General features: G+C 45.7%; 12 protein-coding genes and 2 pseudogenes. 8 read left to right on the forward strand and 6 right to left on the reverse strand.

Translation table 11 applies throughout. The annotated features are described in order from the left end of the window. The first annotated feature begins 171 nt into the window (after positions 1-171). Positions 172-519 carry a YciI family protein gene (locus tag GRF59_RS21740; RefSeq protein WP_160499827.1) on the forward strand — a complete coding sequence of 116 codons (348 nt, stop codon included), beginning with the start codon at positions 172-174 and terminating at the stop codon, positions 517-519. 7 nt (positions 520-526) lie between these two features. Continuing rightward, entirely contained in the window at positions 527-1,750 is a 1,224-nt protein-coding gene (locus tag GRF59_RS21745; protein WP_160499828.1) for an RNA polymerase sigma factor, read from the forward strand. A 218-nt stretch (positions 1,751-1,968) separates the two neighbouring features. Here the strand turns inward: GRF59_RS21745 and GRF59_RS21750 are convergent, their stop codons facing one another. Beyond that, positions 1,969-2,445, reverse strand: a complete 477-nt coding sequence (locus GRF59_RS21750) for a GyrI-like domain-containing protein (RefSeq protein ID WP_160499829.1) — start codon at positions 2,443-2,445, stop codon at positions 1,969-1,971. A 24-nt stretch (positions 2,446-2,469) separates the two neighbouring features. Next, positions 2,470-2,949: a hypothetical protein gene (locus tag GRF59_RS21755; RefSeq protein WP_160499830.1), complete on the reverse strand. Its 480-nt coding sequence runs from the start codon at positions 2,947-2,949 to the stop codon at positions 2,470-2,472. A gap of 114 nt (positions 2,950-3,063) precedes the next feature. On the opposite strand from GRF59_RS21755, the gene GRF59_RS21760 reads away from it, so the two are divergent. Both GRF59_RS21760 and GRF59_RS29825 read left to right on the forward strand, forming a co-directional pair. After that, positions 3,064-4,032 (forward strand): helix-turn-helix transcriptional regulator, encoded by a 969-nt coding sequence (locus GRF59_RS21760; RefSeq protein ID WP_237391968.1) that lies wholly within the window; start codon positions 3,064-3,066, stop codon positions 4,030-4,032. A 42-nt stretch (positions 4,033-4,074) separates the two neighbouring features. Then, positions 4,075-4,179, forward strand: a pseudogene (locus GRF59_RS29825) (NAD(P)-dependent alcohol dehydrogenase); the annotation flags it as partial. Positions 4,180-4,682: 503 nt separating this feature from the next. Here the strand turns inward: GRF59_RS29825 and GRF59_RS21775 are convergent. Further along, positions 4,683-6,197 carry an MDR family MFS transporter gene (locus tag GRF59_RS21775; protein WP_341480121.1) on the reverse strand — a complete coding sequence of 505 codons (1,515 nt, stop codon included), beginning with the start codon at positions 6,195-6,197 and terminating at the stop codon, positions 4,683-4,685. An 83-nt stretch (positions 6,198-6,280) separates the two neighbouring features. After that, the gene (locus GRF59_RS21780; RefSeq protein ID WP_160499832.1) at positions 6,281-6,778 is read right to left on the reverse strand and encodes a MarR family winged helix-turn-helix transcriptional regulator; all 498 of its coding nucleotides are present in this window, start codon (positions 6,776-6,778) and stop codon (positions 6,281-6,283) included. Between the two features lie 286 nt (positions 6,779-7,064). Between GRF59_RS21780 and GRF59_RS21785 the strand changes: the two genes are divergently transcribed. Beyond that, entirely contained in the window at positions 7,065-8,561 is a 1,497-nt protein-coding gene (locus tag GRF59_RS21785) for a leucine-rich repeat domain-containing protein (protein ID WP_237391969.1), read from the forward strand. Between the two features lie 200 nt (positions 8,562-8,761). On the opposite strand, the pseudogene GRF59_RS21790 reads toward GRF59_RS21785, so the two are convergent. Together GRF59_RS21790 and GRF59_RS21795 are read right to left on the reverse strand one after the other, a co-directional pair. Next, a pseudogene (locus GRF59_RS21790) lies at positions 8,762-9,274 on the reverse strand (oxidoreductase); the annotation flags it as partial. Positions 9,275-9,374: 100 nt separating this feature from the next. Next, positions 9,375-10,256 (reverse strand): DMT family transporter, encoded by an 882-nt coding sequence (locus tag GRF59_RS21795; protein ID WP_160499833.1) that lies wholly within the window; start codon positions 10,254-10,256, stop codon positions 9,375-9,377. Between the two features lie 216 nt (positions 10,257-10,472). Here GRF59_RS21795 and GRF59_RS21800 point away from each other — a divergent pair, with 216 nt between their 5' ends. The 3 genes from GRF59_RS21800 (at position 10,473) to GRF59_RS21810 (ending at position 12,858) form a co-directional block, all read left to right on the forward strand. After that, on the forward strand, positions 10,473-10,856 hold the full coding sequence (locus GRF59_RS21800) for a winged helix-turn-helix transcriptional regulator (protein WP_237392008.1): 384 nt from the start codon (positions 10,473-10,475) through the stop codon (positions 10,854-10,856). A gap of 215 nt (positions 10,857-11,071) precedes the next feature. Continuing rightward, positions 11,072-11,767 carry a response regulator transcription factor gene (locus tag GRF59_RS21805; RefSeq protein WP_202128805.1) on the forward strand — a complete coding sequence of 232 codons (696 nt, stop codon included), beginning with the start codon at positions 11,072-11,074 and terminating at the stop codon, positions 11,765-11,767. Between the two features lie 56 nt (positions 11,768-11,823). Continuing rightward, positions 11,824-12,858, forward strand: coding sequence for a HAMP domain-containing sensor histidine kinase (locus GRF59_RS21810; RefSeq protein ID WP_237391970.1), 1,035 nt, complete (start codon positions 11,824-11,826; stop codon positions 12,856-12,858). Positions 12,859-12,891: the final 33 nt, after the last annotated feature.

The following is a 12,891-nucleotide window of genomic DNA, read 5'->3' on the forward strand; positions in this document are numbered from 1 at the left end:
AGGGTGCCTTTTGAATTTTGAATTCGCTCTATAGATGATACGGTGAACCGTATCACAAGTAACGGCAAGTTATTAAATATTAAATTTTCTTGTAATGTAGAAATCAGAATAGCTGATACGTCATTATAGCGAAACCAAATTCCAATACGGTTTAAAGGGAGGAGTTTTTGTATGAATTACACTTTGATGTTTTACGAGAGTCAGGAGGACTTTGCGGCAAGAATGGATCCAGCCCGACAACAAGAATATTTGGCAGGCTGGACGCACTACGTGCATGCTTTGCGGCAGTCTGGAATTGTGGTATTCGGTTCGGGTCTCCATGCTCCCGAGACAGCTGCAACGATGAAGAGGCGTGGAGGTGAGGTGGTTGTTCAGGACGGACCTTTTCCCGAGACGAAAGAGCAGCTCGGCGGGATATTCGTGATTGATGTTCCGGACCTGGACACTGCATTAGAGTGGGCTGCTCGAGGTCCTGTCGATACGGTGGAGGTTAGACAAAACCTTCCCGCGTTGAAGTAATCACTCTATGGAAGCCCATCAAGTCATTGAACAAACAGCCCGTAACGCTTACGGACGATTGCTCTCCTATTTGGCTGTGAATTGGCGGGATCTGCAGGCTGTTGAGGATGCCATTGGAGATGCTTTTCTCGCTGCGCTAGAAACTTGGCCGAAGATCGGTATTCCGGATAAGCCTGAAGCATGGCTCGTTACTGCCGCCAGGAGGCAGCTTATCGACCGTGCACGCCGTACCCGCGTTTCCGAAAGTGCGCTGCCGACACTCATTACCATGTCAGAGGATGCACAACGGTTGGCTTCTTCTAGTGCTGGCTTTCCGGACGAACGACTGAGGATGATGTTTCTTTGTACTCATCCGGCAATTGATCCTGCAATGCGTACACCGCTTATGCTGCAGACGGTGCTTGGAATCAATGCAGCCCGAATTGCGTCTGCATTCATTGTCAAGCCATCCACCATGAGTCAGCGTCTTACCCGGGTAAAGGCAAAAATTCGTGCCGAACGCATTACTTTTGAATTGCCTGATGAAGAAGAAATCTCGAATCGTCTCGGTTCCGTTCTGGAGACCATTTATGCTGCTTATGGAAGCGGGTGGGACGAAGCAGTTATAGCCGACTCGCCTCGCAGAAGATTGGCGGAGGAGGCGATTTTTCTAGGAAGGTTGCTTCTCCAATTCGCTCCACGCCAACCGGAGGTGAATGGTCTGTTGGCGCTCATGCTGTACTGTGAAGCACGGCGTGAGGCCCGGCATGATGGTAAGGGGGACTTTATTCCCCTCTCTGAGCAGGATTGTGCCCGATGGGAGCAAAACTTGATCTTGGAGGCGGAGCGTTATCTTCATATCGCCTCGCAAGCCGGCGAAATCGGACGCTTTCAACTCATGGCCGCGATACAATCGGTGCATGCACAGCGTTTACGGACTGGGCGTACAGAGTGGGAGGCGGTTGCTCAGTTATACGAGGGCCTCACTCATATATCCCCCACACTGGGCGCTTTAGTCAGCCGAGCCGCTGCGGTGGCGGAGGCTTATGGATCGGAACACGGCATCGCTCTTCTAGAAGCCATTCCATCTGCAGAGGTGGTTAGCTATCAGCCCTATTGGGCACTTGCGGGCCATTTGTACAAGCGGATGCAGCGAAAAGAAGATGCCCATTCGGCTTATAGCCGTGCCATTGGACTAAGCACAGATGTATCGATTCGGCAATTTTTAAGTCGTCAAGCTACTGAGATATAAAACACACACTGAGATAAATAGAAGGCACCCGAGAGGGTGCCTTAAAACTTGCCGTCACAGACAGAGCGGAGAACTCGAAATTGCTCTGTTCCGATGGGAATGAAAAAACTGCAACGGAGAGCGGTTTTAGGTTATCAATGATAGGCGTATTTTTCGCCGTAGACCCCGTTAAGCTGAACCGTACCAATAAGTAACGGCAAGTTTTATGTCGTGGCCCCTTATTTTTTAACCACAGGCACCCAAAATTCCCCGTAGAAAGTGCCGTCCCCGTTATCATTGCGGTAAGTCGCATTTGGACCGCCGATGTAAGCATAGTCGGTGACTTTGGCCAAGACTTCGTTAAAAGCGCGGTAAGTCAGTTGATCAAACAAAGTTTCCTTGTCGCCATTTCCTGCGACCACGATATAGTCGCTCTCTGGAAACTCGATGATTCGCGTTGCGTCAGCCACTGATTTGCCAGCCTCTACCGCGAAATAATTCCACGGCTTGCCTTGATAAACCTCATTGACTGACCATTCGCGATCGTTCTTTGCGGCGTCTTTGAGCTTATTAAAACGGCCGTCAGCCTTGAGTCTGCCCCAAAACTCGGCTTTTTCCTTTTGCAAAGTCGGCATGTCCTGAAAATTCGACTGGATTGAAAAACCATAAGCGGTCAATGTGAATGATTTTTTGTGTTCAAGCGTGTAATTTTCCATGGATTACTCCTTTGATCCGAGATATTAGTCCTCGACTTTTTGTGCACGAAGCCACATTTCGCCGTAGAAGCCACCGTTTTCAGCTGCTTTAACGAATGTTGAGTTACCAGGCCCAACGTATTTGTAGTCCGTGATTTCTTGCAACATGCCGCCAAAAACTTTGCCCGTGATTCCGTCGGCAAGGTGGTCTTTGTCAGCGCCCGTGCCAGATACGACGAGGTAATCGCCAGCGAGGAAATCGAGGACGACCGCGCCTTCCACGTCGAACTCGCCCATTACGCCGAAGCCGCGCCAGGCCTTACCGTCTAAGACGTAGTTGATTTGATATTCTTGCCCGTCAGCGAGCGCGAGCAGTTCAGCAAGCTTGCCGTTTTCAGTGATTTCGGCTTTTCTCGCTGCAGTCTTTGCAGCATTACCTGCCCAGTCGTTGAAGTCTTCAAAAGAAACACCGAAAGCAGTCATTTTGTAGTTATCTAGAATTGTCTTGATGGAGTAGTTAGACATTTGATTCTCTCCTTAGTGGATTTACTTCTTACAGGTTTGATTCTATTTGCTGAATGTATCAAAAAATGATACTCTTTTTTGCAGCATCAGCTACATTGTTGATACAATAAAGTCATGAAGAAAACAGAACGAGTGAACCTGATTATGCGTTACATCAATAACCGTGCGCATTTTACGATTGCCGAGATCCAGCGGGAGTTCAAGATTTCCCGTGCGACGGCAATCCGCGATATTAACGAGATCCAGGCGATGGGCTTTCCTCTAACGACCGAGCTTGGGCGCGGTGGCGGCTACCATGTCTTGCAAAATCAGTATCTGCCCGCCACCCGCTTCACGCCGGATGAGCTAAAAGCGATTTTTATCAGCTTTATCGCCTCGAAAAATTCGCAGCTGCCGTATCTGCAGAACCGCCGCTCAATCACTGAAAAGCTCATCGGCATTGCGTCGCAGACCCAGCAAGATGAGCTGATCGAGCTGAATAACATCTTGCTTTTCGAAAACACAAATCCTGGGAACCCGAATCTCTTGGAGCTCGACGACGCGGCGCCTGCAGAGCTGAATCAGCTGATTTCGCTTGCTGTGCGGGACAAGCATTTGCGCATGACTTATGAACAGAGTCTTGGCTGGCCACAATTGTTGGACGTTTTTTTGCTGCATATATTTAACTCCAACGCTCAGTGGTTGGTCGAGGTTTATGATTTTGATACGGATGAGTTTCGCTATTTGCCAGTTGATATGCTCCGTGACTCGGCAATTTCCGAGCGGAAGATGAATTGGTCCGAGCAAGAAATATTAAGTGAAAAACGGAATCGTGCACGTGAGTCCAATCTTGTTGTGAAGCTTGATACGACTGGGATTCAACGCTTTAAGCGTATGCACCCGCCGGGGATTATCTTGTATCTTACCGGGATGTTTCAGTCGAGCGGAATGTTCAATGTTCAGCTGGATGTGACAGATGTTGAAACGCTTTCGTACTATGCAGATTGGCTTTTGTTCTTGGGTAAAGGGGTCGAGTTTGAACGGATTCCCGAAGAACTGCGCGTCATTTTGGAGGAGCGTTTAATATTATGGAAAAAACGGTAAGGACCATGAAACATGAGAAAAAGGTCAATTAGTGGTTCAGAAATGAAGGTCCTTGTTTATGGAGCCTCTGAAAGTGTAGGTACTTATGCGGTGCAGCTTGCCAAATATTACGGTGAAGATGTAACAAGGGTATGCAGTGGTTGGAACAGACTCCCGATGCCCACCATTATGTTGAACAAAAACATAAGAAGGGGAGTGTCGTCGTCACTGTAAGAGAAAACTAAAGATGGAAGCAGGAACAAATGTTTGTGGTTTTCCTTTTCTTTTGAGCAAATACTTTACTCTTTCGCAATTTGAGCGACTGACCGCGCAAGACCTAATGGGTCTTGCGCATTTTTTGGTTACAGCGAATGAATTCATGTTCAGTTCATAATAGCATGCCAATGTATAGATAATGATTCGCAACATTATTTTGAGGAGGTGGTTTGTGTGGCAACGAAAGAACAACAACGTATTGCAATTATCGGTGAAAGTCCGGGCGGGTTAATGCTGGCGCTTATTCTACAGAAAAGGGCGCCCGAACTGGGTGCCCTTGATTTCGCTCAATAGATGATACGAGGAACCATATCACAAGTAGGGCGAAATTTTTGGCCTTAGCCGCGAAACATGTGGAGTGATACTACTGATGCTTAAGCAAACCGCCCTTGATCTTAATCGGTTTGTCCATATGGCCGACTGTTGGCAACTTGTTTCTCCTTGTTCATTCGAAGAGCAAAGACCAATATTAACGCCGCGGGAACAAATAACCACATAAACATGTGAGTGAGCGAGTAGGCAAACGCTCCGCTCATGCTTCTCAATAAGTCATCAGGGATTTGCGAACGCCCTCCAGGCGTCAGCAGAGCTTCCGGATTCAGGTTTTGCAGATGCCCCTTTGCATCTTCATTATCGGATAGCAACTTGCTTATCTGATTGGTCAGCAAATTCTTCTGAATGATGCCAAATACGGTAATGCCGACGGTCATGCCGAATGCGCGCAGAAACGTTAGAATGGAGTTTGCGGCTCCCCGCTCAGCCCCGTCGACGCTTCGATTCGTCCCAATGCTTAGCACAGAGAAAGAAAAGCCGACCCCAATTCCGATAACGATCATGTAGAGAGCGGACAACAACGGAGTCGTGTCCTCGGTCATTCGAATCAGAAGAAAAATGCCGCACGCGTAAACGCATCCAGATATGAGCATAGTAACGCGATAACCGATTTTCCTAATGAGCGTCGAACCGGTCATGCTGGTTAGGATCGAGCTAAGAAGCAGAGGTATCAAAATGAATCCAGAATTGATTGCTGGTCGTCCCATAACACCTTGTACGAATAAGGGCATATACACGATTACAACAATGTAGGCTGCTCCATATATAAATGCCAATAGGAGGCATGTGGAGAGGAGTCTGTTCTTGAACATTCGGAATGAAATGATCGGCTCCGGCACTTTCTTTTCGGCATATAAGAAGGTACAGAATAGCAGTACGAACATGAAAAATAATGTAACGATGACAGGAGAAGTCCATTCGTATTCACTCCCTCCCATCTCCAAGGCAAAAGACAAGCAAACAAGAGAACCTACAAGCGTAAACGTTCCCAGCCAATCAATCTTTTGATTGGAGCGGGTATGGGTTTCCCGATAAAAGAAAACGACCAAACCCAGGCTGATCAGTCCCGGGATCAAATTGAGATAAAAGATCCAGCGCCAACCAAGCATCTCCGTTAAATAGGAGCCCAATAGGGGCCCCAGAATGCTTGCCAAGCCGAATGCCGACCCGAATAATCCTCCGATCCTTCCTCTTTTTTCATCCGGAATAATACTATAGGCAATGGTGAAGACAATAGGTTCTACAACACCACCCCCGATACCTTGAATAGCTCGATAGATACTAAGCTCAACCATATTGTGAACGAGTCCACAAAGAACCGATCCAAGAAGAAAGATGAATACGCCGAACACAAAAAAACGTTTGCGTCCGAACATATCCGAGAGTTTACCGTAAATCGGCATGCCTGCGAGTTCCGCGATGAAGTAAGCGGATGATACCCATACATATTTATCGATTCCGCCAAGATCAGCAACGATCGTTCCCATGGCTGTAGACACAACAGTCTGATCTAATGCAGCAACGAAAAGACTTATCAACAATCCGGTTAAAATCAAGCCTGTATTGCTTTTTGCCACGTTAATTCACCTTCTCATTAAATTTGTTTGTGTTAAGCAAATATGAGTATAAAGAATCAGGCAGAGCCTGTTCATTTACTTCATTACGGCTTTTCCGTTCTCCAGGATTGACTTATTTTTCTGCGATGGGCTTTTTTATCGCTTATGGGGTATTTCGCCTTCCAGCTTGTTAGCTCATTTGAGAATCTGGACATGAAATTCGTTATATCTTGGATATCATCCGCGTCCCAATGACCGATTATTGAGGAGAATAAATGAGTAGCCTGTTCAGTCAAAGTATCTAATAGCCGCTTGCCATCGCTCGTAACGCTAATAAGAACGGAGCGTTGATCGGCAGGGTCTTTGGTCAAACGAATGACCCCGTCTTGCTCCATGGCTTGAATTCGACGGGTAATGGAGGACGGGTTTACTTCAAGGACGGCTGCGATGTCGGAGGCGCGAACTGCCTCGTGCGTATGACAATAATCCAAGATGAGAGCCGTTACCTGGTCGATCCCTCTGGACTGCAGATCTTTAATTTCATGAGCGACAGTCAACATGGTTAGAGCCAGTTCTTTCATCATTTCTTTATTTGCATTCATTGATTGTACTCCCTCCAACAATTTGTTTGCTTTAAGCAAATTATAGAAGGTTGAATTAAAATTTTCAAGCCCAAAGATAACTCCACTATTATATTCGGGCGTGTGAGATGCCTGCATTGTTTATAAGTAACATCGAGACGGCCCAGATTCGTTCTGAATACGCTCTGCTGCAGCACGAGTGGATTCCTGATCTGTAACGTCTAGCTGAAGAGCGTGGGCACTTTAGGCTGTTATTATCCAAATGCCCGGGGTAATATTAAGTAATACAGTCATTGGAGGAACGCTCATGATGAAGAAACGTATTGCTGCAGGCTTATTTATTTTTATTTTTGTCCTAGGTTGGGTCCTTCCAGGACAAGCTTCAATGGAATCGTCTAACCAAGAAGCGGTTATTAAAGATGGAAATCTCGAACAAGCGATTCATTCGTGGTTAGGTAAAAAAGGCGATGAACCCATTACCAAAGCGGATTTAGAATCTCTCACCGTTGTATCTCTATCGGGTAAGGGAATTAAAGATCTGCAGGGATTAGAGTATGCGGTCAATGTCACGGAACTCAATTTAGACAATAATGAAATTACGGATCTTGCACCGCTAAAGAAGCTTTCAAAGATCCGTGATCTCAGCCTCAAAGCAAATCAAATCTCATCCATTGAGGCATTGTCAGCCCTGAAAGAGATGAAATATCTGGAGGTAGGCTCGAATCGGATTTCATCCTTGGATGTAGTGAAACAATTGCCTAATCTGATCGAGTTGGGCGCCGACCACAATCAAATTTCGAATGTTCAAGTGCTCTCTAGCGCCGCAGAATTAAAGTATTTGAAAATGAGCGACAATGCAATCGAAGACATGGCTCCCCTCGGCAGCATGAGAGGTCTGACATATCTGGATGTATCCAATAATAAAATCAAGGATTTAACGCCGCTGCGGATGCTGTCCAAAAGCCTGACGTATCTGGGGATTAACGGAGATCAGGTTACGGATCTGAAGATATTGGAGGGATTCAGCAATCTTGGAGGTCTCTCTGCTAGCAACAATAACATTGAGAGTCTTGCTCCTTTAGCGAAACTAACGAACTTGACTACACTAGATCTATCTTCCAATAAGATTAAAGAATTAGAACCGTTACAACATTTGAACAAGTTGAATACACTCTACTTGGATAACAATCGAGTGTGGAATTTGGAACCGTTAAGAAATCTGAAATCCCTAAGCATCCTCTATTTGAACAACAACCGGGTGTGGAATCTGGAGCCGATTCAAAATAATAGCTATGATTTTCATTGGGATACGGGGGCGGAGCGATATGGGCTGCAGTTGAACGATAACAACTTGGACTTAAACCAGGGAACCCCAACGTATAAAATATTCAAAAAATTGAATGCAGATTCTTATGGAATTAGTTCTCAGCGTAAGACTCAACGCTTGATGATCGGCAGCAAGACAGCCTATTTGGGGGATAGTATCTACAACATAACAGCAGCGCCATTCATTCAGACAGATCGTACCTACGTGCCTATTCGTTTCATTTCCGAGAAGCTTGGGGCAAATGTAAGTTGGAACCAGAGTACGAAAGAGGTAACGATTCAAAAGGACGGTAAAACGATTCATTGGCGTGTGGGGAATAAGCAGGTTAAGGTAAATCAGCAAACCGTGATATTCGACGCCCCTTTACTGCAGAAAAGTAACAGCACTTTCGTTCCTGTACGCTTTGTGTCGGAACAGCTGAATACTTCTGTTGAATATTTGGGCAGCAAAAAAATGGTCATCATATTTGAGAATTAGACCGTATAACAGATTCAATCTTATATCAACATGGTACAAAACAGTTTTCAACCACATTTTTCGAATAAAAAACACATTTGGCCCCTCCACCGTTAAGACGGGAGGGGCCAATTCAATTTTTTGAACAATGGAATCCAGCAAATCGTATTTAACGACCTAGTGCGGATAAATTGTCTTTCTGCTAATATCGGCTCTTTCAGTTAACTCAAAGTTTGCGCAGCCTCGGGTGTAAAGGGGATCAGTTCATCCCACCGGCCATCGCGGATCTTGATTGCCCAATAGGGATCGACCAACAGGGACCGGCCAACGGCCACGAGATCGAACTCGCCGCGTTCCACTCTCTCGGACAAGCCTTCGATTTTGACGATGCCTGCTCCTTTGCCCTCGGAGATGAAACTCATGAATTCCGTGTCCAGGCCAACCGATCCCACCGTAATCGTTGGTTTGCCTGTCAATTTTTTGACCCAACCTGCCAGGTTCAGATCAGAGCCTTCGTACTCGGGCTCCCAGAAGCGGCGGGTAGAGCAATGGAACATATCGACACCCGCAGCGACCAGAGGTGCCAGGAACTGTTCCAGCTATTCAGGGGTTTCTGCCAATTTGGCGTTATAGTCGATTGCCTTCCATTGCGAGATACGCAGACCAATCGGGAAATCTGGTCCGACGGCTTTACGGCAAGCCTCAATAACCTCGACCGCGAAACGTGTACGTTTCCATAGGATAAAATGAAATTTTTTCGTTATTATTGACTTTGTGGTCAAGAAAAGGGCGAATAAACAGCCGTACGATAGATCTCTAAGCCTCTTTGCTGAACTACTTCGTTTCTTTGATTCGAAAATTCCCCGACAGATACAGTCCTGACAGCACAACAACGGTGGCGATGACAGCATACCATGTAAGAGGTTCACCCAGTACGATGGCAGCTAGTATATAGCCTGAAACAGGATTTAAAAGCAGCCAGTTATTTGCTCTGACGGCATCTTGTTTCAGCAAACGAAACCAGAGACCCATACTAATTATAGAGAGAACGATGACAGACCAAAGAAGATAGACTACAAGGTGAACATCCACATGTAACGGCTTCCCAGACTCTAAGAATAGGGTCGGGATAATTAAAATGACCCCCCCAATGAATACCTGCCATGCGTTTATCACAAGAGTAGGCAACTGAAGATTTGCCTTTTTAAAAACAAGACTTCCAACAGCCATTGAAAACATTGCTAGAACAAGCAATAAAATTCCGCTTAAGTTGGCGTGGCTTTTTGCCAATGATGGGTAGGTTGCAATGAATAGACCTATAGCGGATACAATCATACCCATCCATTCTTTTGCGCGAATGTTTTTTCCCATGAAGATTAAGGAGAATATCGCAAAGACAAAAGGATTTATGGGTAAAAAGAGATTGAATATCCCCGCCGAAATGTTTCGAAGCGCTAAGTTGCCCAGTCCAACAAACAACGAGGTATTCAGCAAACCCAGAAGAATTAAAATGCCCCATTCTCTTTTGTTAGGCAATGGGTATTTGCCCTTTCTAAATATATAAATAAAGATTAGCAGCAGCATCCCGGCTATCAGAAAACGTAATGTTGCTAATGTTAACGGAGACGCAGAATGTAAACCGATTTTCATGATAATAGCTCCAGATGAATATAGAACAGTAAAAAGTATACCTGTTAGCAAGCCTTTTAAACTCATGACACTTCTCCTTCTCTCTTTTGTATGTTTTGCTTCGTGTGTCCTCTCAAGGTTCTCCTGTTAAAGTGCCTCCTTCACCTGATGAATGATTAAACTACACCTTACCAGAGAGCGTTCTTGGTTTACCCAAATAGTATGTTGTATACTTTATTTAGTAAAGTACGCATATTTTTATGGTATAGTATTAAAAATCATACTATTGGAGGGGATAAGGCTTTGGGCGAACGAAGAAACAAAAACATCATTAGTCCGGGCGTGGAAGGGTGTCCTGTAGAAACAACTTTGGAGGTTATCGGAGGGAAGTGGAAGGGGCTCCTTCTCTTTCAAATGATCGATGGCCCGAAAAGATTTAGTGAATTCCGCCGCCTCTATCCGGGAATAACGCAATTCATGCTTACCCTGCAGCTGCGTGAACTTGAGAGAGACGGCATTATTCACCGCGAAGTTTATAAACAGGTACCTCCCAAGGTGGAATATTCACTGACTGAATTTGGAAGAACGTTGGAGTCGATCATCTTGTCCATGAGGAATTGGGGAGATGCTTATAAAGATACACTAAATGATTTTCGAGTTTTATCACATCAAGGGGAAGATGTTTGAATGGATCCTATAGGTGTTACAGAATTACAGAAATGAGACTGGAATAAAAGCCATTCCCGGCGGAATGGCTCGTTGAATGCGCTTTGTTAGATGGCGCCAAGGAAATGAACTTGCGGTAATCAGGCCGCCGGTTACTTCGGCTGTCCATGGTCTATATATACAATTTCGGACCGTATCTCTTTCGGGGTGGGATGGTTACTAGGGGGAACGATTCAATGGAGAAGCAACGGAGGCATATTTATAAGATTCTGATTGTAGACGACGAACTCGATCTTCGCAAATTGCTTACTGATTATTTTGAAATGAACGGCTATGTTGTCATGACGGCCAAAAACAGTCAGGAAGCGCTTCGGCATATCGAAAAGCAACCGGATCTTATTTTACTAGACATCAACATGCCGGAGAAGGATGGTCTTGAATTGTGCAGGGCAGTCAGGAACTTCATTTCTTGTCCAATTTTATTTCTAACCGCCCGCGTGGAGGATGCGGATGTCATCTCGGGTTTTCGAGCGGGAGGGGACGATTATATTCAAAAACCGTTTAGCATTCATGAACTAGGCGCGAGGGTAGAGGCTCATTTGCGTCGGGAAAACCGAAGCCAACATAAAACGTCGATCAAGTTCAGCGAAGACTTGGTGATCGATTATTCGGCTCGTTCTCTTTATTTCCGCGACGAACGAATTTCTTTGGCCAAAAAAGAGTTCGATATTATCGAGTTGCTGTCTACGTATCCCGGCATGGTATTCGACAAAGAACGTATTTTCGAGAAATTATGGGGAATTGGCGACGAGGGCGATAGCGCTGTCATCGTGGAACATGTCAGGCGAATTCGTTACAAATTGAAAGAGCATGGCTGCGAAGACAGGATCGAGACGGTCTGGGGAGTAGGTTACAAATGGCGAAAATCATAAACGGGCTACGATTGAAACGGATGAGTTTACTCAGGTCCTTCATCTTCATATGCTGTATGACACTAATCGCGGTATTAGCCGTTATCGTATTGGAGTTTCAATGGGCCGAAAACATACGTCAGCGCAATGACGCGCATTCAATCTCAAACGGCTGGATACTGCCTTCGCTCATAGCGTTGGTGATGTTAACCGTAGCCGTTGGTATCGTTCTAATGGCTAGCCTTTATTACCGTTGGAAGTTAAGAAAACCGCTTGATCTCTTGATGAAGGCATCGGAGAAAATTTCTGCGAACGATCTGGGATTTCGGATTTCATACGACAGCAAGGATGAGATGGGCGAGTTATGCCGTGTTTTCGAAATCATGCGCGGCCAGTTGGAGAAGAACTATCACTCATTATGGCGATCGGTTGAGGAACGAAAACAATTGAACGCGATTTTTGCACATGACTTGAGAACGCCTTTGTCTGTCCTGAAAGGAAATTCTGAGTTTCTGAGCGCCTATCTGCCCCAACGCAAAATCTCCGAAGAAAAGCTTTTGGACGTGATTCAGACGATGGGTGTACATATCGAGCGTCTCGAAAAATACACCGAGGCGATGGGTTCCATACAAAAGTTGGAGGACATGCCGGTTAGCAGCCACCCTATTGAAACGGATCAACTCATTGCTTTGCTTCATGAGAGCGGACGCCAAATCATCGGAAATAGCGGCAAATCTTTCAACACGTCTGTTGCGGCGGATGCGAATAGCATTGCTGTTGATGTCCATTTGGTGCTGCAAGTCTTCGAGAATATAGCTGCGAACGCAGCGCGTTTTGCATTCGGACATGTAAGTATTCATTATTGCGTCAACAAGGGTAAACTGTCCATTACGGTTTCGGAGGATGGTACCGGCTTTACGGAAGCGGGGCTTCGTAAAGCGATGCTGCCCTTTTATCGCGGAGAGGTATCGGATGCCGACGAACACCATGGGATGGGCCTTTATATCTGCAAAATCCTGTGCGAGAAACATGAGGGAAGTCTGCAAATAGACAACGGTCCCGATGGCGGGGGGCAAGTCACGGCCAGTTTTTTGAACGGCGTTGATAAATAGTTGATTATTATCGATTAGCATCTCCTTATCAAG

Source organism: Paenibacillus dendrobii (assembly GCF_009807035.1).
In the GTDB taxonomy this organism is placed as follows: domain Bacteria; phylum Bacillota; class Bacilli; order Paenibacillales; family Paenibacillaceae; genus Paenibacillus_AQ; species Paenibacillus_AQ dendrobii.